The sequence below is a fragment of the Paenibacillus sp. OAS669 genome (assembly GCF_014873645.1).
Taxonomy (GTDB): Bacteria; Bacillota; Bacilli; order Paenibacillales; family NBRC-103111; genus Paenibacillus_S; species Paenibacillus_S vulneris.
The window spans coordinates 133,546-151,979 of sequence record NZ_JADBDR010000012.1 but is presented as its reverse complement, the minus strand read 5'-3'; the positions used below and the strand labels follow the sequence as shown (position 1 = coordinate 151,979).

General features: G+C 49.5%; 16 protein-coding genes. 3 read left to right on the top strand and 13 right to left on the bottom strand.

Annotation, left to right across the window (positions count from 1 at the left end; all coding sequences use genetic code 11):
- Position 1 precedes the first annotated feature (1 nt).
- Entirely contained in the window at positions 2 to 1,807 is a 1,806-nt protein-coding gene (locus tag GGC63_RS23820; protein ID WP_192704519.1) for an ABC transporter ATP-binding protein, read from the top strand.
- A 273-nt stretch (positions 1,808 to 2,080) separates the two neighbouring features.
- Here the strand turns inward: GGC63_RS23820 and GGC63_RS23815 are convergent, their stop codons facing one another.
- Positions 2,081 to 3,772: a GDSL-type esterase/lipase family protein gene (locus GGC63_RS23815; RefSeq protein WP_192704449.1), complete on the bottom strand. Its 1,692-nt coding sequence runs from the start codon at positions 3,770 to 3,772 to the stop codon at positions 2,081 to 2,083.
- A 169-nt stretch (positions 3,773 to 3,941) separates the two neighbouring features.
- Here GGC63_RS23815 and GGC63_RS23810 point away from each other — a divergent pair, with 169 nt between their 5' ends.
- On the top strand, positions 3,942 to 4,244 hold the full coding sequence (locus GGC63_RS23810; protein ID WP_079910885.1) for a hypothetical protein: 303 nt from the start codon (positions 3,942 to 3,944) through the stop codon (positions 4,242 to 4,244).
- Between the two features lie 253 nt (positions 4,245 to 4,497).
- Here the strand turns inward: GGC63_RS23810 and hpaB are convergent, their stop codons facing one another.
- The 7 genes from hpaB to GGC63_RS23775 all read right to left on the bottom strand — a co-directional run bounded on the left by hpaB (position 4,498) and on the right by GGC63_RS23775 (position 14,140).
- Positions 4,498 to 5,943 (bottom strand): 4-hydroxyphenylacetate 3-monooxygenase, oxygenase component, encoded by a 1,446-nt coding sequence (hpaB, locus tag GGC63_RS23805; RefSeq protein ID WP_192704448.1) that lies wholly within the window; start codon positions 5,941 to 5,943, stop codon positions 4,498 to 4,500.
- A 377-nt stretch (positions 5,944 to 6,320) separates the two neighbouring features.
- Positions 6,321 to 7,346 carry a glycoside hydrolase family 88 protein gene (locus GGC63_RS23800; protein WP_192704447.1) on the bottom strand — a complete coding sequence of 342 codons (1,026 nt, stop codon included), beginning with the start codon at positions 7,344 to 7,346 and terminating at the stop codon, positions 6,321 to 6,323.
- Between the two features lie 73 nt (positions 7,347 to 7,419).
- A complete protein-coding gene (locus tag GGC63_RS23795; RefSeq protein ID WP_079910888.1) occupies positions 7,420 to 8,262 on the bottom strand; it encodes a carbohydrate ABC transporter permease in 843 nt (280 codons plus the stop codon).
- Between the two features lies 1 nt (position 8,263).
- Complete coding sequence (locus GGC63_RS23790) at positions 8,264 to 9,163, bottom strand: carbohydrate ABC transporter permease (protein WP_079910889.1); 900 nt, start codon at positions 9,161 to 9,163, stop codon at positions 8,264 to 8,266.
- A 205-nt stretch (positions 9,164 to 9,368) separates the two neighbouring features.
- Positions 9,369 to 10,697: an ABC transporter substrate-binding protein gene (locus tag GGC63_RS23785; protein WP_192704446.1), complete on the bottom strand. Its 1,329-nt coding sequence runs from the start codon at positions 10,695 to 10,697 to the stop codon at positions 9,369 to 9,371.
- A gap of 118 nt (positions 10,698 to 10,815) precedes the next feature.
- Complete coding sequence (locus GGC63_RS23780; RefSeq protein ID WP_192704445.1) at positions 10,816 to 12,366, bottom strand: response regulator transcription factor; 1,551 nt, start codon at positions 12,364 to 12,366, stop codon at positions 10,816 to 10,818.
- Position 12,367: 1 nt separating this feature from the next.
- Positions 12,368 to 14,140, bottom strand: a complete 1,773-nt coding sequence (locus tag GGC63_RS23775) for a sensor histidine kinase (protein ID WP_192704444.1) — start codon at positions 14,138 to 14,140, stop codon at positions 12,368 to 12,370.
- A gap of 178 nt (positions 14,141 to 14,318) precedes the next feature.
- Between GGC63_RS23775 and GGC63_RS23770 the strand changes: the two genes are divergently transcribed.
- Positions 14,319 to 14,966, top strand: a complete 648-nt coding sequence (locus GGC63_RS23770) for a hypothetical protein (protein ID WP_192704443.1) — start codon at positions 14,319 to 14,321, stop codon at positions 14,964 to 14,966.
- Between the two features lie 129 nt (positions 14,967 to 15,095).
- Here the strand turns inward: GGC63_RS23770 and GGC63_RS23765 are convergent, their stop codons facing one another.
- The 5 genes from GGC63_RS23765 to GGC63_RS23745 form a co-directional block, all read right to left on the bottom strand.
- Positions 15,096 to 15,458 carry a hypothetical protein gene (locus GGC63_RS23765; protein ID WP_192704442.1) on the bottom strand — a complete coding sequence of 121 codons (363 nt, stop codon included), beginning with the start codon at positions 15,456 to 15,458 and terminating at the stop codon, positions 15,096 to 15,098.
- A 60-nt stretch (positions 15,459 to 15,518) separates the two neighbouring features.
- Positions 15,519 to 16,757 carry a cation:proton antiporter gene (locus GGC63_RS23760; RefSeq protein ID WP_192704441.1) on the bottom strand — a complete coding sequence of 413 codons (1,239 nt, stop codon included), beginning with the start codon at positions 16,755 to 16,757 and terminating at the stop codon, positions 15,519 to 15,521.
- The gene (locus GGC63_RS23755; RefSeq protein ID WP_192704440.1) at positions 16,738 to 17,259 is read right to left on the bottom strand and encodes a cation:proton antiporter regulatory subunit; all 522 of its coding nucleotides are present in this window, start codon (positions 17,257 to 17,259) and stop codon (positions 16,738 to 16,740) included. Before GGC63_RS23755 ends, GGC63_RS23760 begins: the two co-directional genes overlap by 20 nt.
- Before the next feature lie 233 nt (positions 17,260 to 17,492).
- Entirely contained in the window at positions 17,493 to 17,852 is a 360-nt protein-coding gene (locus GGC63_RS23750) for a hypothetical protein (RefSeq protein WP_192704439.1), read from the bottom strand.
- A 258-nt stretch (positions 17,853 to 18,110) separates the two neighbouring features.
- Positions 18,111 to 18,404 carry a Dabb family protein gene (locus GGC63_RS23745; protein ID WP_079910897.1) on the bottom strand — a complete coding sequence of 98 codons (294 nt, stop codon included), beginning with the start codon at positions 18,402 to 18,404 and terminating at the stop codon, positions 18,111 to 18,113.
- Between the last annotated feature and the right edge of the window lie 30 nt (positions 18,405 to 18,434).

Below are 18,434 nucleotides of genomic sequence, written 5' to 3'. Positions count from 1 at the left end.
GATGAAACCGCAGGAGGAAATCAGCAGCGCTTACCATGTCAGCAAGGAAGACCGCCGGGCTGCCTTTCGTTCCACTTTGGCTTATGCGAAGCCTCACCGCTGGAAGTTCCTGTTAATTTTTTGCTGTACTATGCTTGTGATCGCGGCTGATTTGCTCCAGCCCTATTTGGTGAAGATCGCGATCGATAACAACCTGCTGATCGGCAAGAACGATTTCAGCATGCTGATCTGGATCTGCGGCGTGTATTTGCTGCTATCCGTCATCAGCCTTGTGTTCACCTATATTCAGAACAATCTGCTGCAGTATACGGGACAAAGCATTGTCGGCCGGATACGTAAAGAGCTGTTCGAGCATATATCCAAGCTGTCGATGCCATTCTTCGACCGGTTCCAGAGCGGCAGTCTCGTTACCCACGTATCGAGCGATACAGAATCGCTGAACCAGTTCTTCACTCAAGTATTTTTAAGCTTGATCCGGGATGGGATGACACTGGTGTTCATCATCCTCCTGATGTTCCATCTGGATCCTGTACTGGCCGGATACAGCATGATTCTGCTGCCTATTATCGCGGTCATAGCCATCGGCTTTCGCTCTTATATGCGCAAAACCTACCAGATCGCGCGCACGCAGCTGTCCCGTTTGATCGCCTTCGTAGCCGAAAATTTGGCCGGCATGAATTTGATTCAGGCATTCCACCAGGAGAAGGAGCAGGATAAGCGATTTACGGAACAAAACAACCGGTACTACCGGGCGAATCTTCGGGAAATTCGCACCAATGTGCTGTTTAACCGTTCATTTGACATTCTGGGCAACTTGTCCGTCGCCTTCTTGACATGGATCGGGGGCATGGCGGTATTCCATCATTCTATAGAATTCGGTGTTCTTTATGCGTTCATAACGTATATTCGGCAGTTTTTCCAGCCTATCAACTCCATTACCCAACAATGGAACACGCTACAATCCACGACGGTCTCCATGGACCGGCTGTACCGGATTTTCTCGGTGAAACCGGATATTAAAGATGCTGAATCCCCTGCCCAAATCAACATGGCGGAGGTTAAGGGCCAAATCGATTATAATCACGTTCAATTCGGTTACCAGGAAGGCATTCCGGTTATCCGCGATCTGGATCTGCATATCCGTGCGGGGGAAATGATCGGTATCGTAGGAACGACCGGCGCAGGCAAAAGCTCGCTGATGAGCCTTCTATGCCGATTCTATGATGTAACTAAGGGAAGCATTCTCATCGACGGCACCGACATTCAAAGCATTCCGCAGGAGCAGCTCCACCGGATCATCGGCCTTGTTCAGCAGGAACCGTTTCTCTATTCAGGAAGCATCATTGACAATGTAAGATTGTTCGATGAATCGATCAGCCGCGAGCAAGTCATTGAAGCCTGTACCTTCGTAGGAGCGGATTCGCTAATTCAGCGGTTAAAGGACGGCTACGATACGCAGCTTTCGGAGAGAGGAAGCGGGCTGTCAGCCGGTGAACGGCAGCTGATCTCTTTTGCAAGGATTGTTGTGTTCCAGCCGAAAATACTCATTCTCGACGAAGCAACCGCCAATCTCGACTCCCAGACGGAGCAGCTGGTCCAAATGGCGCTGAATGTCGTTTCCGCCGGCAGAACCACGCTCGTCATTGCCCATCGGCTGTCAACGATTATGCAGGCGGATCGTATCATTGTGATGAAGCAGGGGGAAATCGTAGAGGAAGGAAATCATACTCAGCTGCTTGAAAAGCAAGGCTACTACGACCAATTGTACCGTCATTCTCAAGGGAAGATGGCTATGGGTTCGATGTAGAACAAAAAACGCTCCGGTTTCGGGAGCGTTTTTTTGTTTGGTGAGAACCCTAAAGAGCTTGAACTATTGCCAATATACTCCAGTGGGGTATGCCCCTCCAGCCGCTGTTGTTCTCGGGAATCTTGGATTATATTTTCTTAGCGGGTGTTTCCTGAGAACAAAGGCGGACGTAAACTCCTCCGAGGCAAACCCCACCTCCATATGTAGCATATTTCTCGCAAAACAAGGCTTCTCAACAACCCTGCGCTCCAGTTTCGGAGCGTTCTTTGTTTGTTATTGTAGATGAAGTGCTCTCGTATAAGCAGATTGAACAAATTCAACAATGGGCTCCGGCTGCTCCAAGCTGTGAGGATGATGCCCGACACCGGGCTTCAGGATCACCTGCGGCCGACCGCCGAGCTGGCTCAGCTTTCTCTCGAACACCGCCGTATTTTCCTCTAAAGGAACCACTTCATCCGCATCCCCCGCGACAATCAGGGTTGGAATTCCCGCATTGGCCAAGATCTCTGCCTTGTCCAGCGGATTGCCCTTAAAAGCTTTTACGGTGGATTCGGTTAACCCGTATACCACCAGGCAGTCCTCCCAGTTTTGGAGCGACGGCTTGCCCTTTCCTTTCCCTCCAGGCCAGCTGGAAATGTCAAGAACAGGCGCGTCCAGGTAAAGCGCCAGGACATCACTCGGATAAGCGGCCGCATATTGCACCGCATACAGCCCGCCGCGGCTAAAGCCGAACAATGCCGGTTTGTCTCCAAGGCTAAACTGCCCCATAACATAGGTGTGGAACCGCCGCATCCGCTCCACAGCTCCGGCACATCCGTACATATGACTGATTCTGTAATAGGCAATATGCCAGCCCTGCTCGAGCAGCACCCTGTCGGCATAGGCAAAAGCGCCAAAAAATTCCGTTCTCCATATCCAAGGCTGTCCGGCGGCAGCGTCTTTCGGCTCAATGATGATGGCCTCCCGCCCTTCGAAGACAGTATCCGTACGCCGGTATCCTTTCCACTCGGAAAAGGTCTTGAGGTTCACCCTATTGTACTCAGTCACGGCGCCTTGGATCTGCAAATCCAGCTCCGCTGCTCTATCGAGAGCTTCAGCCAATGGAAGCGCCTGCGTTTTGTTGGGATTCGTGTGCCCAACATGCTCCTTCCAGCTTGCACTCAGCATGCGGTGACGTTCAAGGACCAACCTGAACCATTGAGGCTGCTCGCTTTCCGGCTGTGATACATACTCCGGTACCCGCTCCAATGTAATATTGAATAAACGGCCCAGCAAGGTTCGGGCAATAACCCAATGTCCCCTTGCATTCGGATGAATGCCGTCTCCGGAAGAATAATCCGGATTCTGCGCATGAGCCTGCTCAAAATCCTTGGCCAACGGATCATAAATATTAACGACTGCATCCACTTCGTCCTGAAGAGTCAGGCACCATTCCGCATACGCTTTCAAAACATCATTATACTTGGCATAAGGGTTTTTCCAGCTATAGGAAGAGGCTGCTTCCTCCCCGCCAGGCTGTTCTGCCAATTCCCTGTTGATCGATTTGACATCGAATGGAGGCGGCGTCATCACAATAGCCTTGGCACCGGCCTGCCTGATCTTATGTACCAGCGACAGCATCCCGCTCCGATACGCTGCAAAGCGGTCCTCCGATAAGGGATGATAGATGCCGTCATTCATCCCGTAGCAAGCGACAACCCAATCCGGTCGGCTTTCTCTAAGCGCAGCTTCTATTCGCTCATGAATACAAGGCCGAGGAAACGGATGCTCCGGCTCGCTAAGTCCCGAAGCGGTTTCACTGCTGACGCCAAGATTGATGAATGTCAGGTGTTGCTCCGGCATATACTGGGCAAAATAAGCGTGTAAAAACGCAATATATCGTCCGTTATCGGTTATGCTGTCCCCCAAAAAGGCGATCCTGAGGGAGCGAGGCACAGTCCCATCCTTAAGAAACATAGTCCCCATAGGTAATGAATCCTCCCGTAATGAAATCGCTCTATTATATCATGTTAACGTGTTCCATTGGTGCTTTTTGGGAATTTAATAAGATTTTATTCGCAGGATAGAGGAATTTGAAACGGGAAGACGAATCATCAAAGCGTTGGGTCAAAATGGAAGGGAAAGGGTGCAAACCATGAGTAATGCAAGAATTGCTATGCTTGTAACTGCTTTACTGGAAGGGATCTTGGGAATCCCGCTTTTGGGAGGGTCCATTGTCATCGGATTCAGCTACACGCCTTTGTTTGTTATGTTTGTGCTTCATATTATTACCCTCGTGCTGGCTTTAAAGGAATACAAGGATATCCACGGCAGTATCGCAGGTATCATTACCTCCTGCATCGCATGGATTCCAATTGTAGGCATGATTTGTCATATCCTAACGGCCATTCTGCTTTTCGTAAGCTACTTCAAATATCAATATGGCAGATGGCGCTGAGCGCGGAACCACCACAATTGTCGAACGTCCGATTGCCGGAGCGGTCGCAGTTCCGGCCATACAGCCGGAATCCGAAAGTCCCCTTGCCACATTCTTTTGGGAAAGAAGCTGACAGGCACCACAATACCGGGAATGACCGGCTCCCAGGCAATCCGACCTTTATCCAATCCAAAACTAGCTTGCTAGCCTATTCTCCCCCTTCGCATGACTTGACTTCCCGGAGAGGTTTGATAGCTCATCTATCTGGGCAGCATTAGTTCAGCATACTCTTCACTTTTTCCGCAAGAACATCCTTATCCGTGTAGTTATTGTAGAGCCGCGAGGACACCTTTACGGAATCCCCAAAAAAGAACCTCTCATACAAGCTCTGCCTTCCTGCAAAGGAGCTGGTGCTTAGCTCCCATGCCAGCCGGAACAGGCGTACCTTGAGCTGCGCATCCGTTTCGATCCCTTTTAAATACCTTGATAGATCCGTTCCGATTTCCGACTTGAAATCCTGATCGTTAGGAATCATCACCAGGCCGCTGGCTCCAAGCAGCTGAACAATATCCATTAAGCGCGGAATCACTTTAGGATACAGACAGTTTGCCGCATAGAGAGAGCTTGGATTCGGAAGCATAGTCCCCCATTGATCCGGTTGTGCGAGAGCCTCTGAAGCAATCAGCAATGCCTTTAAGCTTTCCAGTATCGTCATCACTTCCGCTGCTTTCTCGATAACCTGCGTATAGGCACGGAGCCCGAGTGCCTGGATAATGGATTCGACAACTCCAAGCATTAATTCCGTCTTGGCGATGCACCTGCAAAGTACTTGATGCGTAGCATGGGTATGGAAATGGCTTTGTTCGATAAATTGGCTCAGCACCGCCTCATCCCCGTATACAAACACACGATCATGGGGAACGACGACATGATCCAGCACCACTAACGCATCCATCTCCTCAAACCTGGAGCTAAGCGGATAATCCGCTTCCGAATCGCCGGCGACCAAACTCTCTCTGCAAATCAATTTGAGGCCCGGCAGGTTATTGGGTATCGCAAAGGCGAAAGCATGCGGATTCTCGTCAGCAAACGAAGGAAGCGCCGGCGGGAAAATCAGGATTTCATCCGCTGTAGCCCCTTGGGTTGCCAGCAAGAAAGCTCCGCTAACTACAAGCCCCTCCTTCGTCTTCTCGATAACCCTCGGGGCATCCGGCTCCTCCAAGGTCCGCAAGAAGCTTGACATTCTTGCGGTTGGCGGGAGGATAAACGCATGGGACAGCGTAATATCGTTCTCCCGGCAATACTCATAGTACTTTTTCATGTTCTCGGCATATTGCGGATGATTCTCCTTCAGCAGATCCGCTGCTGCGCCGAACGCCATGATGGCCGTATTCATATAATCGGGTGCTCGGCCCAATAATCCGTGATGGCGATCGCACCAAAGCGACATCATGACTCTTCGCCTCTCCAGATCAGCCTTCGATTCGGGTCTAAGAAAAGAAAGCCCTACCGGATCGCCCGATGTCGGAGACGTATAAGTCATCCGTGACCTATATTCGTCCTGTCCCTGCATGTCGTACAATGAGGCCTGGGTAGCGACGAGTCCGCGAAAAGCAGGATGGCTCGTTATAGGACCTCTCACCTGCTCCCCACGGACCCAGACATGCGCATTGGATTTGTTCAAGCGATCGACATACTGCTTTCCGTTCTTGATCGGCACAGGAAACCACCTCCTCGGAATTTGATATATCATACGTCACCCTTATCAGATGGATAGGGCGTCCGCATAGCGGCTCTAAAAAAATAGGATGGGCCTCTCCCGTCGAACGCAAAAATGCCAGCTTTTCAGCCGGCATCAGATTGTTGAGAAACTCTTTTTTGCGAGAACTTTGCTGCATATGGGGGTGGGGTATGCCTCGGAGGAGTTTACGTCCGCCTTTGAAACCCGTGAAAATACCATTAAATATAATCTTATTTCACGGGTTTCAACAGCGGCTGGAGGGGCATACCCCATCGGAATGTATTGGCAATAGTTCAAGCTCTACAGGTTTCTCTACAATCTACCGGCTTTTCAGCCGGCATCGTTCCACCTGTTTATTACCACTCTTGCCGCGTCAACAGCGATGACAGGAAGACCAGCGCCAAGCCTTGGCCCCATCCCTGTACCCGTTTGTACGGAACCCCTTTGTATCCTTCTGCGTCGCGCATGACAGCCGTTCCGGCAGAAACGCCTCTCACCGATCCGTCCTCGTCAATGCGCCCCAATATGCCTGTAATGGATTTATTGACATACTTGTTGTACATCTTTCCGCTCGAGATCAATGCGGCGGCAATCCCGGCCGAGCCGGATGTTTCCGTGTAGGAGGCCGGATCGTTCAGCACCGTATGCCATAGCCCCGAATCCGACTGCAGCCGCACCAGAGCAGCTAGCTGATCCCGTAAGGAGCCTTCAATGACCATAAAGGATGGATGGGTCACATGAATTAACTTCAAGGCTCTAGCCATCGTGATGGCCGCCCAGGAATTGCCGCGGGCCCAATAAATACCGGACATATGGCTCTGGGCGAGGTTATCCCAGCCATGATAATACAGATTGGTCGAAGGATCCTGCAAAAAGTCTTCATGCCCATGATATTGCTTGATGCCGTCCTCCAAATAATCGCTGCGGTTTAACAGGGTTCCGATTCGGACCAGGAAATACCCTGCCATAAACATCGTATCTACCCAGGCTTGCTCCGGGAAGTTATAGTCCTCGGAATTCACCGTGTGCTGAAAAATACCGTCTGCAAACCGCTCTGCGTCATTTTTCAGGAAATCCGCCATTTGAATGGCAAAATCCAGGTACTTTTGCTCCCCTGTCGCCTTATACAAGCTGAGAAGCGAATGACCGATGGAAACTCCGTTTACGGTCAGCTTCGGCAAACCGTCCTCCAACTGCTCGTCCACCCAAGCCTGCAGCAGCTTGATATATTCCAGGTTCCCTGTCGCTTCATATGCTTCCGCCACACCGTAGAAAGCGACTCCGCCCGGCCAATCCCAGTTAAAATCCATTTGGAATGTGCGGCGAACGACACGATCGATCACCGTTCTGATTTCTTGTTCGTCATAAATAAGTGCTGGCATATCCATAACTCCTCCTCTAAGTAGAAGAGTCTGCCGGAAGCTCCGAACAGACTCAAGTTTTTCAGACTCATTTTTACCCTTTCAAACCACTGGTGCTGATACCCTCGACGATATATTTTTGGAAGATAAAGAACACAATAACGATAGGAAGCAGCGACAGCGTGGACATCGCGAACATTCCGCCCCAGTTGTTAATCGATTCTCCGTCCAGGAACAGCTTCAAAGCCAAGGAAACCGGATAGAGCGAAGGCTTGTTCAAATACAGCAGCGGGTTGATGAAATCGTCCCATTTCCAATAAAATTGGAAGATCGTTGCCGTAACCAGCGATGGAATAATCATCGGAACGATAATCCGGAAAAAGATCGAATATTTATTGCAGCCGTCCATTTTGGCCGCTTCATCCATTTCTGGCGGAATGGTACGGATAAACTGCATAATCAGGAAGATAAAGAACGGAACTCCGAAAAAGTTTGGTACGATAATCGGCTTGAACGAAGACAGCCATTCCAGCTTGGCGAACATAACGTATTGCGGAATCACGGTAACGTCGTGCGGCAGCATCATCGTCATCATCACGCAGCCGAACCAGAAACCGCTTCCCTTAAACGGGATTCGTGCCAAGCCGTAAGCAACGAGCGCAGAAGAAACGACAGCGCCGATCGTCGAAATAATAACGATGATGAACGAGTTTTTAAAGAACGTGCCGAAGCTGTTGCCTGCAAATCCCTTCCAGCCCGTTACGTAGTTAACGAATTCAAGACGACTGGGGATCAAGCTGTAAGCCTGGGAGAAGATTTCATCGTTGGGCTTCAGCGAGCTTACCGCCAGCCAAATGATCGGATACAGCATGAGCAATGCCAGTAAGCCTACGATCAAGTGATAGAAGACGTTTGAAATTTGTTTGCTTCCAGCCATCTTATTTGTCTCCTTTCGCCTCGTAATGCACCCAGTACTTGGATGATTTGAAGATGACGAGTGTTATGACCCCGATGATGATGAGCATGATCCAGGCAAGAGCCGAAGCGTAGCCCATTTCGAAGAATACGAACGCTCTGCGGTACAAGTACAAGGAATACAATAACGTGTTATCGAGCGGTCCGCCTTCGCCTCGCGATATGATATAGGCCGGTGTAAAGGTCATGAAAGCGGAAATCGTCTGCATGATCAGGTTGAACAAAATGATCGGGCTAAGCAGCGGAAGCGTAATTTTGAAAAACTTGTAGATGCCGTTCGCTCCATCGACACTGGCTGCTTCGTACAGGGATGCCGGGATGTTCTTCAAGCCTGCAAGGAAGATCAGCATGGAAGAACCGAATTGCCATACCGATAAGGCGATCAACGTCCATAATGCCGTGCCCGGGCTTCCGATCCAGGACGTTTCCGTGTGGATCCCTATCATTCCAAGGAAGGAGTTCAGGAGCCCTTTGTCGCCGAATATTTGCGTCCACATGATAGAGACAGCGACGCTGCCGCCGATCAGGGACGGAAGATAGTAGGCCGAACGATACACGCCGATCCCGCGCGCCGCTTTATTCAACAGCATCGCTACCAGAAGCGCGAAGCCTAAGCGGAGAGGGACGCTGGCGAACACGTAAGTAAACGTAACTTGAAATGACTTCCATATTTTGTCGTCATCCGTAAAAATTTTGATATAGTTGTCAAACCCGATCCATCGGGGAGCTTCCATCAAGTTATACTCGGTAAACGAGTAGTACAATGATGATAAAATAGGATACAACGTGAAGATGAGAAAGCCGATGATAAACGGAGCGGTAAACACGTATCCGACGACATTGTTGTTGTCCCGCAGCTTCATGGAATTCAACCCCTATGCATGTAGTTTGCTGTTCTTCTCTTAACTCTATAGTTTCATTATAAAGACTGGCGTCTCCTAGAAGAATGCAAAAAACCGTTCATTTTGTTTAAAAAACAGACTCCGGCTTTGTTCAAAAATCCGTTGGCGAGATGAAAAAAAGCGGACCAGACTTCTCGCAGGAGACTGTCTTGATCCGCTTCTTGGATTATTTTTTGTTTTTGGCCAGAATCGCGTTGGCGTCTTTACGGAACTTCGCCGCAGCATCTTCTACAGAAATTTTCTTATACAAAATTTGCTCGCTCAAGTCTTTCAACAGCTTCTCTACTTCAACAGAACCGACTGGGTTCGGAGGATCCATAGGACTGCTGTTATTTTCAGCCCAAGCTACGTAATCGAATACTTTGGCTTCAGCCGGAGTCAAGCTAGGCTTCAACGCTTCCTTCACCTTGGAGGAGATAGGTACGCCGCGCTCGCCCTTAATGATTTTGTTAGCATCGATATCGTTAATGAAGAAGTCGATAAATTTGGCTGCTTCGTCTTTTTGCTTCGAGTTTTTCGTAATGGAGAAGCCCATACTAGGCTTCAAGAACAAGCCTTTCTTGCCGTTCGGACCTGGAATCGGAATCAGATCCGTATTCCGCTTGGCCGCAGCCGACCATGCTACGTATTGGTTGGACCATGCGAAGCTGCCGAATGCATTGCCGAGAACCATTTCATCGTCTTCAGGAGTGGATTTCTTTTGAGCCAGCTTATCCAGGCTTAGCAAGTAACCGGCATCATACATTTTTTGGTAACGTTTGAAGTAATCAATGAACGGTTTATCATCTGTATAGCCTAGGCTGGTACCGTCAGCACTGTACATTTTTTGATCTACTGTACGAAGGTAATACGGGAAGAAGACATCATATCGCAAATAGTCCATCAGGATTTTGCCATTGCCTTTCAGCTTGGCGCCCAATGCATCGAGGTCATCCCAAGTCCAGTCTTTGGCAGGCATGCTTGCACCTGCTTTAGCCAGCATATCAGGGTCAACCGTCGCTCCGAGAGCGTTCACGCCCAGAGCAATCTGGTACAGCTTGCCGTCGTACTCGCCGCTTTTCAGCGTGTTCGGGTTCACTGCGCTCATATCGAGCTTGCCGTTGGTCGTATAAGGACGAAGATCCTCCAGCTGGCCTCTGCCGCCGAATTGGCTCAAGTAAGACATATCCATTTGAATGATATCCGGCAATCCGTTAGCAGCCGCTTGTGGAGCGAGCTTTTTCCAGTAATCGTCGAATGACGCGTATTCCGCTTCGATTTTTACGTTAGGATGCTTTTGTTGGTAAAGCTCTATTACTTTCAGGGTATAATCGTGTCTTGCCTGACCGCCCCACCATGCAATACGCAAGGTTACCGGATCCTTACTGTCCGTACCGGAGCCCGAGCTCACCGCATCCGTCTTCTTGCCGGCATCCCCGTTGGAAGCCGCTCCTCCGCAACCTGCAGCGGTTAAAATCATCGACAACGACAGCACCATTGGCAACGCTTTCTTCATCTCTATTTCCTCCCCTGTTCTTCGTCTTCACATTGCTATTATCTCGTTTTGGACCAGGAAAAAGAATTAAAAAAACCGTCAACCTTGTTTAAAAAACAGAGATATTGCAGAAAAAACGCTACGTCGTTTTCAAATATTCCGATGGAGAGCATCCTGCATATTTTTTAAATACCTGACTGAAGTATTGAGGGTTGTCCCCGAAGCCGAGCTGTTCGGCAAGCTCAAAGATTTTGATGTCTGATTTTTGATGCAATAGATCGATAGCCTTGGATATCCGCACCCTCATCACATAGTTGGAAAACTTTTCTCCGGTCTCTTTTTTGAATAGTTTCCCCAAATAATCCGGATTCATATACAGCATCTGGTGAGCCACCCAGTTCAGTGACAGCTCGGGATCGGCCAAATGCTCGTTAATAATATCCACGACCTTGCTCACGATAGCGCTGTGCTTGCTCTTCGTCTGCTCATAATGACTCGAAGCGATCTCTTCCGCCGTTTCTTTGAACAACGTCTGAATCGCCTGCAGGGTATCCAGCTGCATCAGCTTCACGACTTTATCCATATATCGGTGCATATTCTCAGAGTCTCCGAGCCGTATCATCTCCATAAAGAGCTGAATCACATAGGATTTGGCCGTTGTAATATTCGAGCGAAGCTCCGACAGCCGCTGGAAGAACAGCTCGATCTCATGAGCCGCTTCCTGACGGTTCCCCGTCTTAATCTGCATGATCAAATTGTCCTCGTTAAACCCGAGCTCGTCGCTTTCTGTTAGGCCCAGCCCGACAACATCCGACTTCGTAATCAAGCTGCCTTCACCGAGATAAAAGCGGTAGTTCAAGCATTCCAGCGTTTGCTTGTATAAACTGCGGGCCTGTATAATTTCCCCTGCCTCGCTTAATGCTATAGTCAAATCGATCTTATAGTACTTCAGAAAGGTCTCCCGAATTTGACCGATTCGTTCCTGTAAAGCACTTACCGTAATCGTATCCTCCACGACGATAAGCACATGATCGCCGACCGTCGAGCTCAGCACATTGTTCTCCAGCAGCTCCTCGGCTATATTTTTCACCGCAAACAGATGCTCGAATTCGAACGGGCCATTGAGATGGAACAAAATCAATCTCACCTTGCGGTCGCCCAAATCCAGCTGGAATAAGTGGCTGAAATATTCCCAGTCCCGGTTTCCGTACGTTTTATTCGTCACGAATTCCTTGAGAAACTGCTCCTTCACGTGGGGCAGTACTTTAGCCAAGCCTTCCTTCATGGTGCTTATGAACTGCTCGCTCTGCCGTTCCTGATTCAGCTCCGAGACCAACTCCTCGAGAACCTCCATGATCTTGTTCTCATTGCACGGCTTCAGCAAATAATGCTTCACTCCGTATTCGATCGCGGACTGGGCATATTCGAACTCTCCGAAGCCGGAGAGCAGGATGATTTTGATATGCGGATATTGAGAGGATACCTTCGCAGCAAGCTGAAGCCCGTCCATTCCCGGCATTTTGATATCGCTGATGATGATGTGCGGCGGGTCCTCCTCAATCTTCTCATAAGCCTCTATTCCGTTGCGGGCCGTTCCTGCAAGCACCGTACCGGCTTGCTCCCATTTGACAATCTTCGATATGCCGTCCAAAATGATTCGCTCATCATCGACCAGCAATACTTTATACATGTTAATCCCTCGTTTCATCCGGAATGATGATGGAGACGCTTGTCCCATGGTCCTGCTGACTATCCAGCCGGATGCCGTAATCTTCACCATAAGCCAATTTGATTCGCTCCTCGATGTTCTTCAGACCGATGCCGCTCCCACGTGTCCGTGCCTCGCCCCTTCTCACCTGCTCCAGCAGGGCCGCGCTCATGCCCGGTCCGTTATCCTCTACGACCATGATCATCTTGCCGGGCTCTTTTCTTGTATAAATGCGAATGCGGCACGGCTCCAGCATCTGCTCGAGCGCATAATGGATCGAGTTCTCCAGCAGGGGCTGCAGCGTCAGCTTGGGCAGCTTCAGCTGCTTGGCTTCTTCCGGAATGTCCATCTCGAACATCAGCCGTTCCTCGAAGCGATATTTCTGAATCGTAATATAACACATCACGATCTCCAATTCCTCTTCCACCGTGATCAAGGTTTCCCTCATGCTGATCGAGCTCCTGAGCAAAAAGCCTAGTGCCTCGACCATCTTGGAAATTTGCGGCTGATCGTTCGTCTTGGCCAGCCAGTTGATCGATTCCAGCGTGTTGTACAAAAAATGCGGATTAATCTGCGCTTGAAGCGCTTTAAATTGAGTCTCTTTAATGGTCAGCTGCTTGGCATAATTTTCGGTTATCAGCTCATTAATCTGCTGCATCATGATACGGAACGTTCTATGCAGCTGACCCACCTCATCCATTTGCAGCGCGACCGTGTCCGCCGAGTCCGATTCGGTCAGGCTGAAGTCCCCTTTTTGCACCTGCTTCATGCGGCCGATCAAATCTTCAATGGGCCTGGTCAGACTTCTTGCAAAATTGATGGCGACAGCCATCACCGCAAGCAGACTGACGATAAACCCGAAGAGGAGGAACCGTTTCATCAGGATGATTTTTTGAAAAATCGTATCATAGGGAACCAGACTGTGGTAGGCCCAGCCCAAATAGCCTGACTGAATCTGCGTCCAGAAGTACGAACGGCCGTTGAACTGCTTGATCTCATAGTTATGATGCCATTGGTCAGTAACCGGGACGAAGGAGCTCAGGTCATCATCCGGCTTGGTCGGGTAAATGATATGGTCTCCGGAAGCGATACGCATCTCTCCGTTCTTCAGCTCCGTGCCCGCTATGACGTCATCTACGATTTTCTCGAACCGGATGCGCAGCACCACCGTACCGATCCTATCGAGACTGAAGTTTTGGTTCTGATAGGACCGGATTTCCCGCGCGGCTATCAGATTGGTATCCTCCGAGTCGGGAAGAATCCAGCGGATTTCCCCGGACCCTTTGGCCGATTCATCCAATATGATTTGCTTCTTTTCCTTCGATACCGTGGACGATTGGCCCGCCAATGCCTGCTCGCCCAGCAAATCGGTAACCTCGATGGAGTAAATATATTTCTCATAGCCTGCGTATTGAACCAGCTTGTCGGATATATACGAGCGCAGCCGCAGCTTCTCAAACTCCGGGGTATCCGGGGTGATGGAGAGCAGCAGGCTTTGAATTTGCGAATCCGTCGCAATGCTGAACGACAGCCGGTCCATCTTCTTCAGCTCGTTCTCAATTCCGCTGGAGGACAAGTTGAGGAGCTGAGACGACTTGGAATAAAGCTGCTCGTCGTAGATCGAATAAGCATATTGCAAGGAAAAATAGGTGATGAGGAAACAAACCGCCATGATTAAAGAAATGAGTGAAAATACTTTATGCTTAATCTTCCAATTGACCGCATTCTGGAAAAAAGGAATTGCAAAGCGCTTCATCGGACCGTTCCCTCCTTCTCGGCTCCGTTTTCTACCTATCGTACAATATCTCGGGGCAAACAGCCAATGGCATTTCCTGATTGCCGTTTGAAATGGGGACGTGTTATGATGGTGGGGTTCCAGGAATTGGGATAGCTTTCTTTTGATCATTCGATTCTTAGTTGATTGGAGTACTTATATGGGCAAACGAAGCGGCTTATTCGTTACGTGGGTTTTGCTGCTGGCATTCGTCATACTCTTCTATTATTTGCTTCATAATACGAATCATCCTCTGCTGTTCTATTCTATTGCAGGCATGGTCATGCTTCTGAGTCTGGCATGCTTCCTGCTGCTGCTTCTCCGCTATAAATTCAACTGGAAGACTATAGTGTGCACTCCGCTTATCGGACTTCTGCTTTTCTTCATCGTTAGACATAGTCTGGATCAACGGATCCATTTTGCTCTGCAGAGCACGTTAAGCCGGGAGCTTCCCGGGGTCGTTCTCTCTATCAAAGAAATCTCGGCGGGCCATGCGGGATGGGCCAAGCCCGTCGATTTGCCGGAACATGATGCAGACGAAACAAGATCAGAGGGACATTTTTTCCCTTCTCTTCCCCACTACCAGTCCGAGGCAATATTAGCGAACCGTCCCTCTCCGGATGGTGTGGACACGATTAGCTACCGGTTTGTGGTCAAACAGCCTTACTTCATCGACGGCAAGGACATATCAGCGAAGTATTGCTTCGTATGGGGCGCTTGCAGCTATTTTTATAAAGGCTACGCCGACGTCAACGCACAGACAGGCGAAGTCATCGGTCTGAAAATCGTCTACCGGGACGTAAAATAAGGCTGACATTCTGAAGAGGCTGCGGCTTCGAGGACGAGTGAGGTACTTTGCGGGGAGCCCCGAAATTTGTAATTGCTATACTGTTAAAAAAACCTTAGCCGCTTATGCTAGGCTAAGGTTCTTCGTTATTTAATCCGACAGCTCATTTCCATATTTGGATACGTCAGGCAAGTCGCTCTTGGTATGCCGCTTCCATCTCCCCCTTCTCACTTCCCTTCCGTAAGCCGGAACGACATCGACAACCGCTTCAACGTCGATTTGCATAATCAGATCAGTCAGCTCCGTTTCCTCCAGACGGGATATCACTAGCCTCAACGTGTGGATAGTCACTCCGTACCCGTTATTCCTGGCAGCTGTAATCTCCGCCTCCCGCCCGAATGTTCGCTGGATAGCTTCCATAATTTCTTCCGCGCAGCCCGTTTGAATGGTTACCGACCGATTCCATGTGGAATCATGGACAAGCCCCCATAGGACGTCCTTCATATGTCTCAATGGAATTCCCCCTCACTATCATGAGTTAGAAATCGCTTCTTGCGGACGATCAGCAAAGGTTCATCTATCGGGAGTAACCGCCTGTTCTCTTCGTTCCTTGTGCCCCTCCTTCGCAGACAGACGGAATACCCGGTCGAGAATACGGTAAATATGCTTCGTCTCTTTCGTCAGCAGCGGTCCAATGACGGCAAGAATCAGCACGTACAGGGCCGCGAAGGGCTGAATGACCGGCAGCAGGCCTCCTGCCTTTGCCAGGTTCGCCATAATGATCGAGAATTCCCCTCTGGCGACGATGGTAAAGCCGATATTGATGCTGGCCTTAGAGGATAGCCCTGCACTGTGACCCGCCCATAGCCCTGCGGCAAAATTACCTGCCAGCGTCAGCAGCACCGCTCCGAGGGACAGCCATACCGCGCCCCCAAGGGTAGTGGGATCAATCGTCAAACCGAAGCTGAAGAAAAAGACGGCGCCAAAAAAGTCGCGAAACGGCAGGATCAGATGCTCGATTCGTTTGCGATGCTCCGTTTCGGCAAACACGAGGCCGACGAGAAGCGCGCCTATCGCCTCTGCTACATGAATCGTTTCGGAGAAGCCGGCGACAACAAACAGCACCGCGAAAATCACAAGCAGGAACAGCTCATTAGATCGAATATTGAGCATCCGGTTCAACAACGGAACCGCCTTGCGGCCCACGATCAATACAAACAGCATAAAGCCAAGGGCAACGCTTGCAGATAGAAGGATCCCGCCAAGTGAAGACGAGCCGCTTAGGATCAGACCGGAGATGATGGAAATGTAGATGGCCAGGAATACATCCTCGAACATAATGATGCCAAGAATCATCTCGGTCTCGGGATTAGCCGTCCTTTTTAAGTCGACCAGCACCTTGGCCGCTATTGCGCTCGACGATATCGTCGTTATGCCCGCTACAACAAGCAGCTCCAGCATAGGAAGCCCGGCCATGAAGCCGAATAACAGTCCAAGAGTAAAGTTGATCAGTATATAGATGGTGCCTCCGACAACAATGGACTTCCCGGAACGAATCAGCCTCCCCACCGAGAACTCCAGTCCCAAATAAAACAAGAGGAACAGGACTCCGATTCTTCCCAAAAATTCGATTAACGGCGCACTGGAGATGAATCTGAGATCAATATGCCATATTTCAAAGGAATGCGGCCCTACGGCCATACCCACCAAGATATAAAACGGAATGACGGAGAAACGAAGCTTCGCCGACAGCAATCCGGACAGGGCGATAAGCGCAATCGCTATCCCTATTTCAAATACGATGTAGTTCATTCGTTCCATCACATCCATTCGTCAAAATTGTTTTAAACTGCTTATGCTGCCTCCTCTCTCCAGCAACGATCAGGATAGAATCCGCAGCAAGCACGATATCGGGTCCCGGGTTGATCTGCTTGACTCCCGAAAGCTTCTCTACGACAGCAATAATGGTAACTCCGCATGCCTGGCGTATATCAAGCTCCCCGATTGTTTTTCCGACGGAAGCAAAATCCGCTTCCACCCGATACCACTCAATGATTAAATCATCCAGCGCCATTTCTATCGTTTCCAACGCCTTGGGCTTATAGGTCATTCCCCCGATAATGCCGGCCACAAAACGCGCCTCCTCATCATCAAGGGAAATCATGGACGCATATTCATCCGCTAAGGGATGATCATAATGAAAGCATTCGCGTCTTCCGTCGTCATGGACGACAATGACAAGCTTCTCTCCGCCTCGCGTCGTCATCTGAAATTTTTTGCCGATTCCGGGTAGATCCGTTTCACGAATGGTCATACTCCCACCATCCTCCTTATATTTGGATTTTCAGGCAGCAGCAAACAGACCCTCATAGCTCCCTTTTTTTCGCAAAAAGAAGCTATGGAGCTCGGGCACTAAGCCTGATATAGGATTCTAAGATATAGTGAAGGACAAATTTGAACATCACAAAGAAACCATTGGGATGATGCTTAAAAAAATGGCTTTAGCAACGGTACTATGAGAAAAAATAGTGTGGATAACTCTGGAAATTAAACGAAGAGGGAAGTGAATTTGATTGGGGTTAACTTCTGCCGAAGGAGTCGGCGGGCAATCAGGGGTTGAAACGTAAGGTGGGCTTCTGAACAAACGCGGCGTATGACTCTAACCAAACCTGCCAAAAGAAAGGAAAGCACGGAGAAGAGCATGCTCCATCGCATCGCTTCTGAGGATGAATTGAGCTTGCGTACGGTAGCTTTGCTCGAAAAATATTCGACTCCTTGTTGGACCGACGTGCGTGCCGATTCGCTTACATTGGACTCCAGGCTGGGTGTAGGTGTAGCAAACAGCATGAACACTACAATCAAAATCAAAGATAACCAACGATTGGACGAGATAACGCGAGATAACATACACATTCACCTCCTTTTCCCTCGAAATTAACTCAATTATAGCATAAATCGGCCTTTTTTTCAAATTATCGGCCGCCCATTTGCTGAAACAAATCAAATTACCCCCCACAAAGCAGTGGCCTCACCTTCGAAGCTGATTCGGGCACTTACGGGGGTGCACCAAATTAATAATGCTATAGGATCAAAAAAAGGCCTAGCCGGAGCGGGAGCTCCCAAACTAAGCCAAAGATCCATGCGTTGTGCAGGAAGGAGGCAGCACTAAATCTCGATGTCAGAGACGATGCTGTCTACCCGGCCCACTTCTCGTATAAAAGCAGCGACAGCCTGATGCTTCGGATGCGGCCCGTAGGCTTCAAGCGCTGCCCTGTTCTCGAAGCGAACGGAAAGCACCACCTGGTACCCTTGATTTTTCTCGGAAAAATTAATGCCTGCCTGCAGGTCGACGATGCCGGTAAGCTCGCTTCTGAGCGCTTTAAACCGGTCCACAACCTCTTGAAGCTGTTCCTGTGTCGTGCTCTCGCCGAATTTCACCAATACAATGTGATCGATCATTATGAAGTCCCCTTTTCTCCAATCAGTACG

Coding starts and splice junctions, on each gene's coding strand:
- GGC63_RS23810 (WP_079910885.1), top strand. CDS start 3,942: ATGAGTAATGCAAGAATTGCTATGCTTGTAACTGCTTTACTGGAAGGG.
- GGC63_RS23745 (WP_079910897.1), bottom strand. CDS start 18,404: ATGATCGATCACATTGTATTGGTGAAATTCGGCGAGAGCACGACACAG.
- GGC63_RS23780 (WP_192704445.1), bottom strand. CDS start 12,366: ATGTATAAAGTATTGCTGGTCGATGATGAGCGAATCATTTTGGACGGC.
- GGC63_RS23820 (WP_192704519.1), top strand. CDS start 2: ATGAAACCGCAGGAGGAAATCAGCAGCGCTTACCATGTCAGCAAGGAA.
- GGC63_RS23815 (WP_192704449.1), bottom strand. CDS start 3,772: ATGGGGACTATGTTTCTTAAGGATGGGACTGTGCCTCGCTCCCTCAGG.
- GGC63_RS23785 (WP_192704446.1), bottom strand. CDS start 10,697: ATGAAGAAAGCGTTGCCAATGGTGCTGTCGTTGTCGATGATTTTAACC.
- GGC63_RS23775 (WP_192704444.1), bottom strand. CDS start 14,140: ATGAAGCGCTTTGCAATTCCTTTTTTCCAGAATGCGGTCAATTGGAAG.
- GGC63_RS23750 (WP_192704439.1), bottom strand. CDS start 17,852: ATGTTATCTCGCGTTATCTCGTCCAATCGTTGGTTATCTTTGATTTTG.
- GGC63_RS23790 (WP_079910889.1), bottom strand. CDS start 9,163: ATGAAGCTGCGGGACAACAACAATGTCGTCGGATACGTGTTTACCGCT.
- GGC63_RS23795 (WP_079910888.1), bottom strand. CDS start 8,262: ATGGCTGGAAGCAAACAAATTTCAAACGTCTTCTATCACTTGATCGTA.
- GGC63_RS23755 (WP_192704440.1), bottom strand. CDS start 17,259: ATGACCATTCGTGAAACGGATCTACCCGGAATCGGCAAAAAATTTCAG.
- GGC63_RS23770 (WP_192704443.1), top strand. CDS start 14,319: ATGGGCAAACGAAGCGGCTTATTCGTTACGTGGGTTTTGCTGCTGGCA.
- GGC63_RS23800 (WP_192704447.1), bottom strand. CDS start 7,346: ATGCCAGCACTTATTTATGACGAACAAGAAATCAGAACGGTGATCGAT.
- GGC63_RS23760 (WP_192704441.1), bottom strand. CDS start 16,757: ATGAACTACATCGTATTTGAAATAGGGATAGCGATTGCGCTTATCGCC.